Origin of the sequence: Streptomyces sp. NPDC008092 (genome assembly GCF_042957285.1) — a bacterium.
Taxonomy (GTDB): Bacteria; Actinomycetota; Actinomycetes; order Streptomycetales; family Streptomycetaceae; genus Streptomyces.
In genome coordinates this window covers 207,911-225,516 of record NZ_JBIBHY010000004.1, presented here as the reverse complement: position 1 = coordinate 225,516, position 17,606 = coordinate 207,911, and the positions used below count along the sequence as shown (strand labels likewise).

Here is a 17,606-nt window from a genome sequence, read left to right as displayed (position 1 = left end):
GTAACCTCCAGCTCATGTCCCGCCATGTCGCGATCGTCACCGATTCAACGGCCTACCTGCCGCCGCGGACGGTGGAGCGCCACGGCATCACCGCGGTACCTCTGACCGTGGTCCTCGGCGACCGGGCGCTCGAAGAGGGCACCGAGATCTCGACCCGTTCGCTGGCCCAGGCTTTGCAGAAGCGGCGCCCCGTCACCACGTCCCGGCCCAGCCCCGAGGTGTTCGCGGAAACCTACCGCAGGGTAGCCGGGGCCGGGGCCACCGGAATCGTCTCGCTCCACCTCTCCGCCGAACTGTCGGGCACCTACGACGCGGCGGTCGTCGCCGCCCGGGAGGCACCCGTCCCGGTGCGGGTGGTGGACACCGGGATGGTCGCGATGGCCCTCGGTTTCTGCGCGCTCGCGGCGGCCGAGGCAGCCGAGGCGGGCGGCACCGTCGACGAGGCCGTCACGGCGGCGGAGAAGCGGGCCGCCGGCACCTCCGCGTACTTCTACGTCGACACCCTCGACTATCTGCGCCGCGGCGGCCGCATCGGCACCGCCCAGGCCCTGCTCGGCTCCGCGCTCGCCGTGAAGCCCCTGCTCCAGCTGGACGGCGGCCGGATCGAGCTCCTGGAGAAGGTACGGACGGCGTCCCGGGCCATCGCCCGCCTTGAGGAGCTCACCGCCGAGCGTGCGGGCGGCGCCGAGGTGGACATCGCCGTCCACCATCTCGCCGCCCCCGACCGGGCCTCGGCCCTCGCCGACCGGCTGCGGGCACGGGTGCCCGGGCTGGCCGACCTGCATGTCAGCGAGGTCGGCGCGGTCATCGGGGCGCACACCGGCCCCGGGCTGCTCGGGGCGGTCGTCTCACTGCGGTGACCCGGCGATCCGAGGGCGCGGGCCTCGCCGCCATCACTCGTGCGGGTGGCGGAGTTATCCACAACTCGGGCGCGGTCCACGGAAACTGAGCAAGATCATCGCGGATCGGCGGGAAGCCCGATCCTCGTCGCATGGCACTTCGATCACGCTCACACGAGACACATGCGACCAGTGGCCCGGGCCGGGGCCCCACCTCCGACGGCCGCACCCGGCACCGGCGGTCCCCGGTCCGGGCCCGCGTCCGCCACCGCCCCGCACCGGCGGACGAACTGCGCCGCCGGGCGGAACTCCTCTTCGGCGAAGGGGCCGTCGCCAGGCCGGGGCCGGGGCAAGGACCGCCCTCCGCGGAAACGGTGACCGGCACCGGTGCGGCGACCGGACTGACCGCGGCGACGACCGTGGTGCGCACCGCCACGGCCGGAGTGCGCACCGCCGCGGCGGCGCTGTCCACGGCGGCGGCCGTGATGTCGTCGGCCCGTGCGCTGGCCGGCGAGGCCACGGCCCGCCGCGAGCGGGCGCTGCCCGGGCTGCGGTCCCGGGTCGGGCTCGCGGTACGGGAGCGGATGCCGGTGTGGCTCCAGACACGCTGTGGGCTGGAGCGCCGGGGCGCGGTCGCCCTGGGGGCGGTCCTCGTCGTGGCCGCGGCGCTGGCCGTGCAGCACTTCTGGACGGGCCGGACCGAGTCGGTGAGCGCGCCGGAGACGGTGCGCGCGGAGGCGCCGTACGAGCAGGGCGGGGAGCGGGTCCCGGCGGCCGGAGCCGATGCCGTAGGAGCCGGTGCCGCCTCCGCGCCCGGTGCGCCGGGCGGTGGTTCCGGCGCGACCACCGGAACCGGCGGGCCCGGCGCGGAGATTGTGGTGGATGTCACCGGGAAGGTTCGGGATCCGGGGGTCCACACGCTGCCAGCCGGTTCCCGGGTGACCGACGCGCTGCAGGCGGCGGGCGGGGTGCGGCCCGGTACGGACACCAACGGGCTCAACCGCGCCCGCTTCCTGACGGACGGCGAACAGATCGTCGTCGGGGGCCCCGCTCCGCCGGCCGCACCGGGCCAGGCCGGGGGCGGTGCCGCGACGGGAGCGGGCCCGGCCGCCCCGCTCTCCCTGAACACCGCGACCGTCGAGCAGCTCGACGCCCTGCCCGGAGTCGGCCCGGTACTGGCCCAGCACATCCTCGACTTCCGCACCCAGCACGCCGGTTTCCGGTCGGTCGACGAACTCCGCCAGGTCAAGGGCATCGGCGACCGCCGCTACTCCGATCTGCGGGACCTGGTACGGCCATGAGCCGCGCACCCGGCGGAGCGGCACCCGGACCCGCGGCCGTGAGCCGGTCGGCGCGCGCGGTGCCGGGACAGCAGGGCGGCTCCGCGCACGCCCGGCAGGACGCGCGGGCCGACCTGCGGCTGGTGCCGCCCGCGCTCGCCGTGTGGGCCACGGCGGCCCTGGCACTGGACGCGCCGCCGGGGTGGACGGCCGCGGTCGCCGTCGTCTGCCTGGCTGCCGGGCTCATCCTGCTGCGGCTCGGCCGGACGCGTCCCGGGCCGGGGACGGCAGCCGTCGGTGTCGGGTCCGCCCGGCCGGCCTGGCGGCGGGCCTCGGCCGGCGCGCTGCTCCTCTGCGTCGCCGGGGCGGCCGCCTCCGCGGGGCTGCACGGGGCGGACGTGTCCCGCGGACCGGTTCCCGGTCTGGCCCGCGCGTACGCCACCGTGACCGCAGAGGTGGAGCTCACGGGCGACCCCTGGGCCGCCAGGCCGCGCGTGCGGGGGGACCACGCCACCCCGGCCGCCGTACTGGTGCGCGGTGAGGTGCGCCGGGTGGAGAAGGGCGACGGGACCGCGGTGACGACGCGCACACCGGTGCTGCTGGCCGTGGACACGGGCGTGCCGGCGCCCGGTGGCGGTGGCCGGGCGCGGTGGCTCGGGCTGCTGCCCTCCACACGGCTGAGAGTGAGCGGCCGGCTGGCGCCGGCCACGGCCGGCGGTGGCCGGGTCGCGGCGATGCTGCGGGTACGGGAGCGCCCCGCGCCCGCGGTGGTGGGGGAGCCGAACGGGTCGCAGCGGCTGGCCGGACGGTTGCGGGCCGGGTTGCGGGAGGCGACCGGCGGGCTGCCGGAGGACGCCCGGGCACTGCTGCCCGGGCTGGTCGTCGGGGACACCTCACGGATCAGCCCGGAACTGGACGAGGCGTTCGAGGCGACCGACCTCGCGCATACCCTCGCGGTGTCGGGCAGCAACCTCACCATCCTGCTCGCCCTGCTCATCGGACCGCCGGGACTGGCCCAGCAGACCGAGCGGCGGGGTCTCGCTCCGCGCCTCGGGCTGTCGCTGCGGGCGACCGCGCTGTTCGCGTCGGCGCTCACGCTCGCCTTCGTCGTCGTGTGCCGGCCGGACCCCAGCGTGCTGCGGGCCGCGGCCTGCGGCGCGGTCGCCCTGCTCGCCCTGGCGACCGGCCGCCGCAGGTCCCTGGTCCCGGCACTGGCCACGGCGGTTCTGCTGCTGGTGCTGTACGACCCTTGGCTGGCCCGCAGTTACGGCTTCGCGTTGTCGGTGCTGGCCACCGGTTCGCTGCTGATGCTGGCGCCCGGGTGGAGCGAGGCGCTGCGGCGGCGCGGGGTGCCGGAGCGGCTGGCCGAGGGGCTGGCGGCGGCCGCGGCCGCCCAGGCGGTGTGCGGGCCGGTGGTCGCGGTGCTGTCGGCGCGGGTGAGTCTGGTGGCGGTGCCCTGCAACCTGCTGGCGGAGGTCGCGGTCGCGCCGGCCACGATCCTGGGGTTCGGGGCGCTCGCGGCGGCTCCGGTGGCGATGCCGGCGGCCAAGGCGCTGGCATGGTGCGCGAGTTGGCCGGCCGGGTGGATCGCGGGCATCGCCCGGACGGGGGCCGGGCTGCCGGGGGCGGGCGTGGGCTGGCCCGGGAGCTGGGCGGGGGCGCTGCTGCTCGCCGGGGTGACGGTGGTCGTCGTACTGCTGGGACGGCGGTTGGCGCGGCATCCGTGGTGGTGCGGGGTGCTGGGCGTGCTGCTCGTGCTGCTGGTGGTACGCCCGGTGCCGCTGACCCGGGTGGTCACGGGCTGGCCGCCGCCCGGCTGGCGGCTGGCGATGTGCGACGTCGGGCAGGGCGACGCGACCGTGCTCGCGGCGGGCGCGGGCACGGGGGTGGTCGTGGACGCCGGGCCCGATCCGGCGCTGGTCGACCACTGCCTGCGGGAACTCGGGATCACCCGGATTCCGCTCGTCGTCCTCACCCATTTCCACGCGGACCACGTCGCCGGGCTGCCCGGGGTGCTGCGCGGGCGTGAGGTGGCGCAGATCGAGACGACCGGGTTCGAGGAACCCGCGGACCAGGCCGAGTTCGTCAGAAGGGAGGCCTCGGAGCATCACGTCCCCGTCACGCGGGCGGTCGCCGGGGAGCGGCGCAGGACCGGGCCGCTGGACTGGCAGGTGCTGTGGCCGCCCCCGGGCCCGGGCCCGGCACCGGATGGGCCGAACGACGCGAGTGTCGCCCTGCTGGTCCGTTCGGCCGGACTGCGGATGCTGCTGCTCGGGGACCTGGAACCCCCGGCCCAGCAGGAGCTGCTGAGATCACCGGCCGCCGCCGCACTGGCCCGGGTGGACGTGCTGAAAGTCGCCCATCACGGGTCCGCGTACCAGGATCCGCAGCTGTTGCGGCTGGTGGCGCCGCGGGTCGCGCTCATCTCCTGCGGTGCGGACAACCCTTACGGTCACCCGGCACCCGGCACGGTGGCCGAGCTGCGGGCCGTGGGGGCGGTGGTGCTGCGGACCGACCGGGACGGGGCGCTCGCCGTGACCGGCGGAGGCAGGGGCGGGGCGGTGGGCGCACTGCGCGTGGCGCGAGACTGAGGGCATGAACTCGGTGAACCCCGCTCGGATCGACGCCTACCTCAGCCGGCTCGGAGCCGCCCGCCCGGCCCGGCCCACCGCAGACGCCCTGCGCGACCTGCACCTGCGGCACCTGCGGACCGTGCCCTTCGAGAACCTGTCGATCCACCTCGGCGAGGAGATCGTGCTGGCCGAGGAGCGGCTGCTGGAGAAGGTGGTGGGTGCGGGCCGGGGCGGGTTCTGCTACGAACTCAACGGCGCCTTCTCGGTGTTGCTGACCGCGCTCGGTTTCGGGGTGACACCGCTGGCGGGGCGGGTGTACGGGGCGGAGGGGCGGCTCGGGATCCCGTACGACCATCTCGCGCTGCGGGTACGGACGGTGGACGGGGGCGAGTGGCTCGCCGACGTGGGATTCGGGGCGCACAGCCACTACCCGCTGGCCTTCGCGGAACGGGGCGAGCAGGCAGATCCCGGCGGCACGTTCCGGATCGCGGAGGCGGGGCCGGACGCGGCGGGGGCGGCAGGAGAGGGCGCGGACCGCGCGGTGGGCGGAGACCTGGACGTGTTGCGCGACGGGCAGCCGCAGTACCGGCTGGAGGTCCGGCCGCGGCTGCTCGGGGACTTCACGGCCGGGGCGTGGTGGCACAGCACCTCGCCGTCGTCGCACTTCACCCAGTCGCTGGTCTGTTCCCGGGTCACCGACGACGGCGGGCGGATCACGCTGAGCGGGCGGACGTTGACGGAGACGGCGGCCGACGGGGCGCGTGAGGTGCGGGAGTTGGAGCGCGACGAGGAGGTGCTCGGGGTCTACCGGAAGCGGTTCGGGATCGAGTTGGACTGTGTGCCGACTGTGCGAAATCCGGGGAAAATCAACGCGAACGGCTAATTCGGGTGTCGCGGAAGAACATGTTTCTACCGGCGCGTAGTGTGTTACTCGCGGGTAGTTCCGGCGCATGCGCCGGATTCCCGCGATGTGGGCCCGTGTTGCCCCGAAAGCCGCATCAGTGATCGAATGTTTCTTCGGTAATGGACGGTGGCGAGGCGTACAGGGGTGGCGAGGATGTTCGGCCGCTTGATGGGAAACCGAACGAACCGCGTGCAGCGGACGAGCCCCCTCGCGGCGGTGCAGACGCCGCCCGACGCAGGGGTGCTGAGCTGCCGGGTGCTCGACCCGGTCAACGAACCGGTGCCGAACGCCGAGTTCGCGGTCAGCGACACCATGGGGCGCACGGTGGTCAGCGGGGGCACGGACCCCTACGGGTCGTTCGTGACGACCGTGCCGGCCGGTGAGTACCGGCTGGCGGTGTCCGCCGAGGGGTTCACGCCGTACCGGGCCACCGCGCAGGTCGGCGAGAACTGCCTCGCCTCCCTCGGTGACGTGACCCTCCAGGTCGCCCAGCCGCCGGAGCTCCCGGCACCGGGCGACTGGGAGATCGAACCGACGCATTCCTCGATCGGCTTCACCGCCCGGCACATCGGACTGGCGCGGATCCACGGGCGGTTCAACTCGTTCGCGGGCGCGGTGCGGATCGCCGAGCAGATGGAGCGCTCGGCGATGCACGTGGTGATCGACGCCGCGACCATCGACACGGGCGTGCGGATGCGCGACGACCATCTGCGGTCGGCGGACTTCCTGGACGCGCAGAGTTTCCCGACGCTGGAGTTCTACGGCGACCGGTTCGTGCACCGGGGCGGCACCAGGTGGGCCGTCACCGGGGCGCTGTCGCTGCACGGCGTGACGCGCACGATCACCCTCGACACGGAGTACCTCGGGCTCGGCAACGGGATGGAGGGCGAGGTGCGTGCCGCCTGCCGGGCCACCACCGAACTCCACCGGGACGACTTCACCGTGAGCTGGCAGAGCATGCTGGCGCGCGGGATCGCGGTGGTCGGGCCGAGCATCCGCGTCGACCTGGACGTGCAGATCGTCCCGAAGGGCTGAACCGGCCGTTCCGGTCCGCTCCCGCCCATCCGTGGTTCGTTCCGGCCTGCTGCTGCTGCTGCTGCTCCTGCTCCTGCTCCTGCTCGTTGCGGTGGCCGGCGGTGCCCGAGAATGGGGCCGTGAGCGATGTGAGACATGTACTGGTGCTGCCCGACCGGGACGCGGCGGAGGAGGCCTCCGAGGCCCTGGGGGAGCGGTTCGGGGTCGACGAGGAGCCGCGGCTGGTGCGGGACGCACTGGCGGGGGAGGACGACGCCGAGGACGCGCAGTGGCTGGTGCTGCTCAGGGACGAGCGGGGACGGCTGGACCCGGCGGAGCTGGACGAGTTCGCGGGGCAGTGGGACGGGTGGCGGGAGGAGCCGTAGGAGCGCGGGCGGCCCGGGGCGGGGAAGGTGCGGGCCGCCCTGTTGTCAGTGGGCCGTGGGATGCTTGGCGCGATGGCCAAGAAGACTGCTGATGACGATCTGCTCGCCCCGGTGACGCTGGCCGTGGGCCAGGAGGAGCTGCTGCTCGACCGTGCCGTGCAGCAGGTGGTGGCCGCTGCCCGGGCCGCCGACGCCGACACGGACGTACGGGACCTGAACCCCGACCAGTTGCAGCCCGGCACCCTCGCCGAGCTGACCAGCCCGTCCCTCTTCGCGGAGCGCAAGGTCGTCGTCGTACGCAATGCGCAGGACCTGTCCGCCGACACGGTCAAGGACGTGAAGGCGTACCTCGGGGCGCCCGCCGAGGAGATCACCCTCGTGCTGCTGCACGCCGGCGGGGCCAAGGGCAAGGGCCTCCTCGACGCGGCGCGCAAGGCGGGGGCGCGGGAGGTCGCCTGCCCGAAGATGACCAAGCCGGCCGACCGGCTCGCGTTCGTACGCAGCGAGTTCCGGGCGCTCGGGCGGTCCGCCACGCCCGAGGCCTGCCAGGCGCTCGTCGACGCCATCGGCAGCGACCTGCGGGAGCTTGCGTCAGCCGTGACCCAGCTCGCCGCTGACGTCGAGGGCACCATCGACGAGGCCGTCGTCGGGCGGTACTACACCGGGCGGGCCGAGGCGTCGAGCTTCACCGTGGCCGACCGGGCCGTGGAGGGGCGCACCGCGGAGGCGCTGGAGGCGCTGCGCTGGTCGCTGGCGACCGGGGTGGCCCCGGTGATGATCACGAGCGCGCTCGCGCAGGGCGTCCGGGCGATCGGGAAGCTCGCGGGGGCGCGGGGCGGGCAGCGGCCCGCCGATCTCGCGCGGGAGCTCGGGATGCCGCCGTGGAAGATCGACCGGGTGCGGCAGCAGATGCGCGGGTGGACCCCGGACGGGGTCGCGGTGGCGCTGCAGGCCGTCGCCGAGGCGGACGCCGGCGTGAAGGGCGGCGGGGACGACCCCGAGTACGCCCTGGAGAAGGCCGTGGTGACGATCGCGCGGGCGGCGCGGTCACGAGGCCGGGGGTAGCAGGCCGGCGGGGGAGCCGGAGGCACGGCGCCGGGGCATCCGGAGGCCCGCGGCATGCCGAAAGGCCCCGGCGGCCGCCCTGGGGAAGGGCGAGGTGCCGGGGCCTTCGGTTCAAGCTGCCGATCGACGCCCGCGTGGCGAACGCAGGCCGCGCGTCGATCATCGGGTGCCGGTCGGGGGCGGATGAGAGAGGGCCCGCCCGGGTCCTTCCGGCGTCAAATCAAGTGTTCAGCCCTTGAGGGAAGCAACCTTGGAAGCAAGCGCCGACTTCTTGTTGGCGGCCTGGTTCTTGTGGATGACGCCCTTCGAGACGGCCTTGTCGAGCGCACGCGCGGCAGCGCGCTGCAGCTCGGTGGCCTTCTCGACGTCACCCGCGGCAGCGGCCTCACGGGCCTTGCGGACCGCGGTCTTCAGGGAGGACTTGACGGCCTTGTTGCGCAGCCGAGCCTTCTCGTTGGTCTTGATCCGCTTGATCTGGGACTTGATGTTCGCCACGAATGAGCCTTTTCAGGTTCTGGCACGAGCCGGTGAAGGTCCCGTGCCGATGATTTCCAGAAGATGTGTCTCGCGCTGAGAGGGCATGAGACACAGCTGCCCACACTACCAGCGGGCAGGAGAATGGCCCAAACCGGTCCCCGGTCCCTCTCCATGGGACCATGGAGACTACGTATTGATCCGACCCGAGGCATAAGGCGCCTCAAGAGACAGGACCCTGCGTGCCCGCGACCCCTAACAATGTGCCCGAGCCGAGCCGTACCGCCCCGGCTCTGATCCGCAATTTCTGCATCATCGCGCACATCGACCACGGCAAGTCCACGCTCGCCGACCGGATGCTCCAGCTGACCGGCGTGGTCGAGCAGCGGCAGATGCGTGCTCAGTACCTCGACCGGATGGACATCGAGCGCGAGCGCGGCATCACGATCAAGTCCCAGGCGGTACGTCTGCCCTGGGCCCCGACCGAGGGCCCGGACCAGGGCAGCACGCACATCCTCAACATGATCGACACCCCGGGGCACGTCGACTTCACCTACGAGGTCTCGCGGTCGCTGGCGGCCTGCGAGGGGACAGTCCTCCTCGTCGACGCCGCCCAGGGCATCGAGGCGCAGACCCTCGCCAACCTCTACCTGGCGATGGAGAACGACCTCACGATCATCCCCGTGCTCAACAAGATCGACCTGCCGGCCGCGCAGCCGGAGAAGTTCGCCGAGGAACTGGCGAACCTGGTCGGCTGCGAGCCGGACGACGTGCTGCGGGTGTCCGCCAAGACCGGCCTCGGTGTGGACGCGCTGCTCAACAAGGTCGTCAAGGAGATCCCCGCGCCGGTCGGCGTCGCCGACGCGCCCGCCCGTGCCATGATCTTCGACTCGGTCTACGACTCCTACCGCGGTGTCGTGACCTACGTCCGTGTCATCGACGGTCAGCTCAACAAGCGTGAGCGGATCAAGATGATGTCGACGGGCGCCACCCACGAACTGCTGGAGATCGGCACCAACTCGCCGGAGATGCTGTCCGCCGACGGACTCGGCGTCGGCGAGGTGGGGTACCTGATCACGGGTGTGAAGGACGTCCGGCAGTCCAAGGTCGGTGACACCGTCACCAGCCAGACCAAGGGCGCCACCGAGGCGCTCGGCGGCTACAAGGACCCGAAGCCGATGGTCTTCTCCGGTCTGTATCCGCTGGACGGCTCCGACTACCCCGAGCTGCGCGAGGCCCTCGACAAGCTCCAGCTCAACGACGCCGCGCTCGTCTACGAGCCGGAGACCTCCGCCGCCCTCGGCTTCGGCTTCCGGGTCGGCTTCCTCGGACTGCTGCACCTGGACGTGATCCGGGAGCGGCTGGAGCGCGAGTTCGGGCTCGACCTGATCGCCACCGCGCCGAACGTGGTCTACCGCGTGGTCATGGAGGACCGGACCGAGTTCACGGTCACCAACCCGAGCGAATTCCCCGAGGGGAAGATCAACGAGGTGTACGAGCCCGTCGTACGGGCCACGATCCTCGCGCCGACCGAGTTCATCGGCTCGATCATGGAGCTGTGCCAGACCCGGCGCGGCACCCTGCTCGGGATGGACTACCTGTCCGAGGACCGGGTCGAGATCCGGTACACGCTGCCCCTCGCGGAGATCGTCTTCGACTTCTTCGACCAGCTGAAGTCGAAGACCCGCGGGTACGCCTCGCTGGACTACGAGCCCACCGGCGAGCAGACCTCCAGCCTGGTCAAGGTCGACATCCTGCTGCACGGCGACAAGGTCGACGCGTTCTCGGCGATCACCCACAAGGACGCGGCCTACGCGTACGGCGTGCGGCTCGTCGCCAAGCTGCGCGAGCTCATCCCGCGGCAGGCCTTCGAGGTGCCCATCCAGGCCGCCATCGGCTCCCGGGTCATCGCCCGCGAGACCATCCGCGCCATCCGCAAGGACGTCCTCGCCAAGTGCTACGGCGGTGACATCTCCCGGAAGCGGAAGCTGCTGGAGAAGCAGAAGGAAGGCAAGAAGCGGATGAAGATGGTGGGTTCCGTGGAGGTTCCGCAGGAGGCCTTCATCGCGGTGCTCTCCAGCGATGACAGCGCGGGATCGGCCAAGAGCAAGAAGTAACCGCTGGTAACAATCGGTCGCGGCCGCAAATCGGGTACAACGGGGGTCCGCCGTGCGAAAGTGCGGCGGACCCCTACGCGTGCGTTGCGTCGCTCTGCGTGGACCGTGCGGCGAAACAGACAGGCCGATGCCCCTTACGTACAGGCCGGTCGCGGCTTACTCTGATCCCTGCTCGATAGTTACTCGCGAGTTAAACAACCAGAAACACCAGCGCGAACCCCACCGTGAGTACACCCCAGCCGCACTGAGCCAGCCGCACCGTCGCGGGCCCCGGAGGATGTCGTGACCGACACACAGACACTGATCGAGAACCGACCGCCGTCCGTGGCGGCCCTCTTCCTGGATCGCGTGGCGGCCACACCGGACGCCGAGGCCTACCGCTACCCGGTGCCCGCGGCCTCCGGCCAGGGCCCGGACGACTGGAAGTCGCTCAGCTGGGCGCAGGCGGCCGAGCGGGTCTACGCGATCGCGGCCGGTCTCATCGAACTCGGCATCGAGCCCGAGCAGCGGGTCGCGCTCGCCGCCTCCACCCGCGTCGAGTGGATCCTCGCCGACCTCGGCATCCTGTGCGCCGGCGCCGCCACCACGACCGTCTACCCGCAGACCAACGCCGAGGAGTCGGCGTTCATCCTCTCCGACTCCGAGAGCCGGGTGCTGATCGCGGAGGACGCGGCACAGGTCGCCAAGGCCGTCGAGAAGCGCGCCGAGCTGCCCGAGCTCGTCCAGGTCGTCGTCATCGACCCGGCCGGCGTCGAGACCGGCGACTGGGTCATCAGCCTCGCCGAACTGGAGCAGCGCGGTGCCAGGTACCTGGAGAAGCACCCCGAGCTGATCAAGGAGCGGGTCGGCGCGATCACCAAGGACCAGCTCGCCACCCTCATCTACACCTCCGGCACCACCGGCCGTCCCAAGGGCGTGCGGCTGCCGCAGGACAACTGGTCGTACATGGCGAAGGCGATCGCCGCGACCGGCCTGATCGGCAGCGAGGACGTGCAGTACCTGTGGCTGCCGCTCGCCCACGTCTTCGGCAAGGTGCTCACCTCCGGGCAGATCGAGGTCGGTCACGTCACCGCCGTCGACGGCCGCGTCGACAAGATCATCGAGAACCTTCCGGTCGTGCAGCCGACGTACATGGCCGCCGTGCCGCGCATCTTCGAGAAGGTCTACAACGGCGTCGCGGCGAAGGCCCGCGCGGGCGGCGCGGCCAAGTACAAGATCTTCCAGTGGGCGGCCGAGGTCGCCCGCGAGTACGCCAAGGTCACCCAGGACAACTTCCGCCGCACCGGTGCCGCGACCGCGCCCTTCGGGCTCGCCGCCAAGCACAAGGTCGCCGACGGGCTCGTCTACTCCAAGCTGCGCGAGGCCTTCGGCGGGCGGCTGCGGGCCTGTGTCTCCGGGTCGGCCGCGCTGGCGCCCGAGATCGGCTACTTCTTCGCCGGTGCCGGCGTGCACATCCTGGAGGGCTACGGACTGACGGAGTCCTCGGCCGCGTCGTTCGTGAACCCCGGCGAGGCCTACCGCACCGGTACGGTCGGCAAGCCGCTGCCCGGCTGCGAGGTGCGGATCGCCGACGACGGGGAGATCCTGCTGCGCGGCCCCGGCATCATGCAGGGCTACCACGGGCTGCCGGAGAAGACGGCGGAGGTGCTGGAGGCCGACGGGTGGTTCCACACCGGTGACATCGGCGAGCTGTCCCCCGACGGCTATCTGCGGATCACCGACCGCAAGAAGGACCTCATCAAAACGTCCGGCGGCAAGTACATCGCGCCCGCCGAGGTCGAGGGACAGTTCAAGGCGGTCTGCCCCTACGTCTCCAACATCCTCGTGCATGGCGCCGACCGGAACTTCTGCACCGCTCTGATCGCCCTCGACGAGGTCGCGATCCTGGAGTGGGCCAAGGAGAACGGCCTGGACGGCAGGTCCTACGCCGAGGTGGTGGCCGCGCCGTTGACCGTCGAGATGGTCGACGGGTACGTCAAGCAGCTCAACGAGGGGCTGCAGAAGTGGCAGACCATCAAGAAGTTCCGGCTGCTGCCGCGTGACCTGGACGTGGAGCACGGGGAGATCACGCCGAGCCTGAAGCTGAAGAGGCCGGTCGTGGAGCGGGAGTACAAGCACCTCATCGACGAGATGTACGCGGGGACGCGCGAAGCGTAGGGGTTCGTCGCCGGGCGCGGGTGCGTGGGGGCTGGTCGCTCAGTCCCCCCACCCCTTCACCTCAGTTCGGCCTGGCTCTGTTCAGCAGTTGCCGTAGTTCCCTGGCCTCTTCTCTCAGCGTTGTCACATCGACGGGCTCGTCGGACAACAGGTCCTCCAGCACGGCGAGCCGCTTGCCCAACTCGCCGAAGTCCGCCTGTTCCCGCGCCAGCAGTTCCTGCAGCTGCTGGTTCTTTCTGTGCAGTTCCAGGAACACGTTGACCTTGGCCCGCAGCACCCACGGATCGAACGGTTTCGTCAGGTAGTCCGCCGCGCCGGTGGCGTAGCCGCGGAACGTGTATCCCGCGTCCTCGTCCGCTCCGGTCAGGAAGATGATCGGGACGTCCTTCGTCTGGTCGAGGCGTTTGATGTTCGCGGCTGTCTCGAAGCCGTCCATGCCGGGCATGCGGATGTCGAGGAGGACGACGGCGAAGCGGCGGCGGAGCAGGGCCTTCATCGCCTCCTCGCCGGAGCGGGCCCGGACGATCGGCTCGTTCAGCGACCCCAGAACGGCTTCCAGCGCGATCAGGTTGTCCTCCATGTCGTCGACCAGGAGGATGCCGGCGCGGTCGTCAGCGGTCATTGCCCCGTCCGTTCGTCGTCGGCGGTCTCGCCGTCCTGTGTGCTGTCGGGGTCCAGGAGTGCGCAGACGACGGTGAGCAGCCGGTCGACGTCGACCGGCTTGGGTACGTAGTCGTTGGCGCCGCGTGCGATGGACTTCTCCCGGTCGCCCGGCATCGCTTTCGCGGTGAGGGCGACGATCGGCAGGCCGGTCCATCGGGGGGCGCGGCGGATGGCCGCGATGGTCTCGTGGCCGTCCATCTCCGGCATCATGATGTCCATCAGGACCAGTTCGACGTCGGGGTTGCGTTCGAGGGTCTCGATGCCCTCCCGGCCGTTCTCCGCGTACAGCACCGGCATGCCGACGCGGCCGAGGACGTGGGTGAGGGCGAAGACGTTGCGGATGTCGTCGTCGATGATCAGGACGCGGCGGCCGGGGAGCACGCGGCCCGCGCGGCCGGTCTGCCATGCCTCCAGCCGGGTCGGGGCCGGCCAGGAGTCGTCGGGGTCGGGAGCGGCGGCCGGTGCCGGGCCGAGGGCCGGCGCGGTGTGGTTCTGCGGGGCCGGCCCGGGCGCCGTGTGGCCGGGGCTGACGACCGGGACGTACAGCGTGAACGTCGAGCCCGTGCCCGGTTCGCTCTCGGCGACGATCCGGCCGCCCAGGAGGCCGGCGATCTCCCGGCTGATGGAGAGGCCGAGGCCGGTGCCGCCGTACTTGCGGTTCGTGGTGCCGTCGGCCTGCTGGAACGCCTCGAAGATGACCGGGAGTTTCTCGGCGGCGATCCCGATGCCGGTGTCCGACACCTCGAAGGCGATCACCTCGTCGCTGTCGTGGACGTAGTGGTGCTCGGGGTCCTTCACCCGGCGCACCCGCAGTTCCACCCGGCCCTTGGCGGTGAACTTGATCGCGTTGGAGACCAGGTTGCGCAGGATCTGCTGGAGGCGTTGTTCGTCGGAGTACATCTCGCGCGGCACGTCCTCGCCGACGGTCACCTCGAAGGCCAGGCCCCGGTCCAGGGTCAGCGGGCGGAAGGTCGCGTGGACGTAGTCGAGGAGTTTGATCAGGGGGAGGCGTTTGGGGCGTACGTCCATCCGGCCGGCCTCGATCTTCGACAGGTCAAGGATGTCGTTGATGAGCTGGAGCAGGTCCGAGCCGGAGCGGTGGATCGTCGTCGCGAACTGGACCTCCTGGTCGGAGAGGCGCCCGTCCGGGTTGTCGGACAGCAGCCGGGCCAGAATCAGCAAGGAGTTCAGCGGAGTGCGCAGTTCGTGGGACATGTTCGCCAGGAACTCCGACTTGTACTGGGAAGAGGTCGCCAGGAGGGCGGCTTTCTCCTCCAGTTCCGCGTTCGAGCGCTGTAGTTCGGCCTGTTGTTTCTGAAGTTCGTCCGAACGTTCCTGGAGCTGCATCGCCAGCCGTTGCGACTCGCCGAGCAGGGACTCCGTGCGGGAGTTGGCGATGATCGTGTTGATCGCGACGCCGATGGTGTTGACGAACTGGTCGAAGAACGCGAGGTGGACGTCGGAGAAGCGGGAGAAGGAGGCCAGTTCGATGATGCCGAGGAGTTTGTCCTCGAAGAGGATCGGGATGATGACGATCGTGGTGGGCGCGGCCTCGCCGAGACCACTGTTGATCTTGATGTAGTCCGGCGGGGTCTCCTCGACGAGGATCCGCTTCTTCTCGCGGGCCGCCTGGCGGACCAGGCCGTGCACGGGGAGGCCGCCGGTCTCGACCGTCGCGCCCTGTGCGGAGCCGTAGCCGGCGATGAACGCGAGGCCCTTGGCCGGTACGGCCGTGCGTACGGCGGCGCCGTCCTCGTCCGGGTCGGCCAGGAAGAACGCGCCGTACTGGGCGTTCACCAGCGGGGTCAGCTCGCGCAGGATGAGGTCGGCGACCTCCATCAGGTCCCGGTGACCCTGCATGAGGGCGGCGAGGCGGGCCAGGTTGGACTCCAGCCAGTCCTTCGCGCGGGTCGTCTCGCGCAGGTTGGCCACCATCAGGTTGATGTTGTCCCTGAGTTCGGCGACCTCGCCGCGGGTCTCGACCGTGATCGAGCGGGACATGTCGCCCTGGGCGACGGCGGAGGCCACCTCGGCGATCGCGCGGACCTGGGTGGTGAGGTTCAGGGCGAGTTCGTTCACGTTGGTCGTCAGGCGTTTCCAGGTGCCGTACACGCCCTCCACCCGTGCCTGGCCGCCCAGCCGGCCGTCGGAACCCACCTCGCGGGCCACCCGGGTCACCTCGGAGGAGAACGAGGACAGGGTGTCGACCATGGTGTTGATGGTGGTCTTCAGTTCGAGGATCTCGCCGCGCGCGTCCACGTCGATCTTCCGCGACAGGTCGCCCTGGGCGACGGCCGTCGCCACCTGGGCGATGTTGCGGACCTGGGATGTCAGGTTGTCGGCCATGTAGTTGACGTTGTCCGTCAGGTCCCGCCAGACCCCGGAGACGCCGAGCACCTGGGCGCGGCCGCCCAGCCGGCCGTCGGTGCCGACCTCGCGGGCGACGCGGGTCACCTCGTCGGCGAAGGCCCGCAGTTGTTCCACCATCGTGTTGACGGTGTCCTTGAGTTCGAGGATCTCGCCGCGTGCGTCGACGGTGATTTTCTTGGACAGGTCGCCGTTGGCGACGGCTGTGGTCACCTGGGCGATGTTGCGGACCTGGGACGTCAGGTTGAGTGCCATGAAGTTGACGTTGTCCGTCAGTTCTTTCCAGACGCCTGAGACGCCCCTGACCTGCGCCTGGCCGCCGAGGTTTCCTTCGGTGCCGACTTCGCGGGCGACGCGGGTGACTTCGTCGGCGAACGCGGAGAGCTGGTCGACCATCGTGTTGATCGTCGATTTCAGCTCCAGGATCTCGCCTTTCGCCTCCACCGTGATCTTCTTGCCGAGATCGCCCTGGGCGACGGCCGTGGAGACGAGGGCGATGTTGCGGACCTGGGACGTCAGGTTGTCGGCCATGAAGTTGACGTTGTCGGTGAGGTCCTTCCAGACGCCGGAGACGCCTCTGACGTGCGCCCGGCCGCCGAGGTTTCCTTCGGTGCCGACCTCGCGGGCGACGCGGGTGACTTCGTCGGCGAACGCGGAGAGCTGGTCGACCATCGTGTTGATCGTCGACTTCAGTTCGAGGATCTCGCCCTGCGCGTCGACCATGATCTTCTGCGAGAGGTCGCCGTCGGCGACGGCTGTCGTCACCTGGGCGATGTTGCGGACCTGGGAGGTCAGGTTCGACGCCATGAAGTTGACGTTGTCCGTCAGGTCCTTCCAGACGCCCGACACACCCCGTACCTGGGCGCGGCCGCCCAGCCGGCCCTCCGTGCCGACCTCGCGGGCGACGCGGGTGACTTCGTCGGCGAACGCGGAGAGCTGGTCGACCATGGTGTTCACGGTGAGCTTCAGCTCCAGCAGCTCACCGGTCGCCTCGACGGTCACCGTGCGGGTCAGGTCGCCGCGTGCCACGGCCGTCGTCACCAGGGCGATGTCGCGGACCTGCGCGGTCAGCCGGGACGCCATGGTGTTGACGGCCTCGGTGACGTCCCGCCAGCTGCCCGACAGGCCCTGCACCTTGGCCCGGCCGCCGAGCCGTCCCTCGGTGCCGACCTCGCGCGCGACGCGGGTCACCTCGCCGGTGAACAGGGACAGCTGATCGACCATCGTGTTGACCGCGCGGGCGAGTCTGCGCAGATCGCCGCGGAGCTGCCGGCTGCCGTCGTGCAGATCGACCCGCTGGGTCAGGTCGCCGCCGGCCACCGCGTCCAGCACGCGCGTGGCGTTCGCCGCCGGTGCGACGAGGGCGTCGAGGACCTGGTTGACGTCGTTGACGCGTGACGTCCAGGCGCCCTGGCCGGGGCTCGCCGACAGCCGTTCGTCCAGCCGGCCGTGGCGCACCAGTTCCCGTTTCACGCGCCTCAGGTCGGTGTTGAAGTGAATGCCGCGGTCCATGATCTGGTTGAAGACCGCGGTGAGTTCGGCGACGATCCCCTCCCCGGTGGCCCCGTCGGCCCCGGTCTCCGGGACTTTCGCGAAGTCGCCGTCGCGGGCGGCGGTCATCGCGGCGAGCAGTGGGCGCAGTGCGGATGCTCGGAGTTGTTCCGGTTTCTGTCCGTCTTCGAGCACACGCGTAGCACTGTTCTCACTCATGGCGGCCCACTTCGGTAACTCGGTGCTTATGGGCGCAGTCAGTCTGTCACTCTGTCC

At 71.2% G+C, this 17,606-nt stretch carries 12 protein-coding genes; 9 read left to right on the top strand and 3 right to left on the bottom strand.

Annotated features, from left to right (window positions below):
• Positions 1-14 precede the first annotated feature (14 nt).
• The 7 genes from ACFZB3_RS14035 to holA all read left to right on the top strand — a co-directional run bounded on the left by ACFZB3_RS14035 (position 15) and on the right by holA (position 8,061).
• The gene (locus ACFZB3_RS14035; RefSeq protein WP_391374587.1) at positions 15-860 is read left to right on the top strand and encodes a DegV family protein; all 846 of its coding nucleotides are present in this window, start codon (positions 15-17) and stop codon (positions 858-860) included.
• Between the two features lie 131 nt (positions 861-991).
• On the top strand, positions 992-2,140 hold the full coding sequence (locus tag ACFZB3_RS14030) for a helix-hairpin-helix domain-containing protein (protein WP_391374584.1): 1,149 nt from the start codon (positions 992-994) through the stop codon (positions 2,138-2,140).
• Positions 2,137-4,710, top strand: coding sequence for a ComEC/Rec2 family competence protein (locus tag ACFZB3_RS14025; protein WP_391374581.1), 2,574 nt, complete (start codon positions 2,137-2,139; stop codon positions 4,708-4,710). Before ACFZB3_RS14030 ends, ACFZB3_RS14025 begins: the two co-directional genes overlap by 4 nt.
• A 13-nt stretch (positions 4,711-4,723) precedes the next feature.
• On the top strand, positions 4,724-5,575 hold the full coding sequence (locus ACFZB3_RS14020) for an arylamine N-acetyltransferase (RefSeq protein WP_391375762.1): 852 nt from the start codon (positions 4,724-4,726) through the stop codon (positions 5,573-5,575).
• A gap of 174 nt (positions 5,576-5,749) precedes the next feature.
• Positions 5,750-6,631: a YceI family protein gene (locus ACFZB3_RS14015; RefSeq protein WP_391374578.1), complete on the top strand. Its 882-nt coding sequence runs from the start codon at positions 5,750-5,752 to the stop codon at positions 6,629-6,631.
• Between the two features lie 119 nt (positions 6,632-6,750).
• Positions 6,751-6,996, top strand: a complete 246-nt coding sequence (locus ACFZB3_RS14010) for a hypothetical protein (RefSeq protein WP_391374575.1) — start codon at positions 6,751-6,753, stop codon at positions 6,994-6,996.
• Between the two features lie 72 nt (positions 6,997-7,068).
• The gene (gene holA, locus ACFZB3_RS14005) at positions 7,069-8,061 is read left to right on the top strand and encodes a DNA polymerase III subunit delta (RefSeq protein WP_391374573.1); all 993 of its coding nucleotides are present in this window, start codon (positions 7,069-7,071) and stop codon (positions 8,059-8,061) included.
• A gap of 228 nt (positions 8,062-8,289) precedes the next feature.
• On the opposite strand, the gene rpsT is transcribed toward holA, so the two are convergent.
• Positions 8,290-8,556 carry a 30S ribosomal protein S20 gene (gene rpsT, locus ACFZB3_RS14000; RefSeq protein ID WP_089106790.1) on the bottom strand — a complete coding sequence of 89 codons (267 nt, stop codon included), beginning with the start codon at positions 8,554-8,556 and terminating at the stop codon, positions 8,290-8,292.
• 221 nt (positions 8,557-8,777) lie between these two features.
• Between rpsT and lepA the strand changes: the two genes are divergently transcribed.
• Together lepA and ACFZB3_RS13990 are read left to right on the top strand one after the other, a co-directional pair.
• Entirely contained in the window at positions 8,778-10,652 is a 1,875-nt protein-coding gene (gene lepA / locus ACFZB3_RS13995) for a translation elongation factor 4 (protein WP_089106789.1), read from the top strand.
• Between the two features lie 282 nt (positions 10,653-10,934).
• Positions 10,935-12,809, top strand: coding sequence for an AMP-binding protein (locus ACFZB3_RS13990; protein ID WP_391374568.1), 1,875 nt, complete (start codon positions 10,935-10,937; stop codon positions 12,807-12,809).
• Positions 12,810-12,870: 61 nt separating this feature from the next.
• On the opposite strand, the gene ACFZB3_RS13985 is transcribed toward ACFZB3_RS13990, so the two are convergent.
• Together ACFZB3_RS13985 and ACFZB3_RS13980 are read right to left on the bottom strand one after the other, a co-directional pair.
• On the bottom strand, positions 12,871-13,431 hold the full coding sequence (locus ACFZB3_RS13985; protein ID WP_391374565.1) for a response regulator: 561 nt from the start codon (positions 13,429-13,431) through the stop codon (positions 12,871-12,873).
• Complete coding sequence (locus ACFZB3_RS13980) at positions 13,428-17,549, bottom strand: HAMP domain-containing protein (RefSeq protein WP_391374562.1); 4,122 nt, start codon at positions 17,547-17,549, stop codon at positions 13,428-13,430. The genes ACFZB3_RS13985 and ACFZB3_RS13980 overlap by 4 nt, the downstream gene beginning before the upstream one ends.
• Positions 17,550-17,606: the final 57 nt, after the last annotated feature.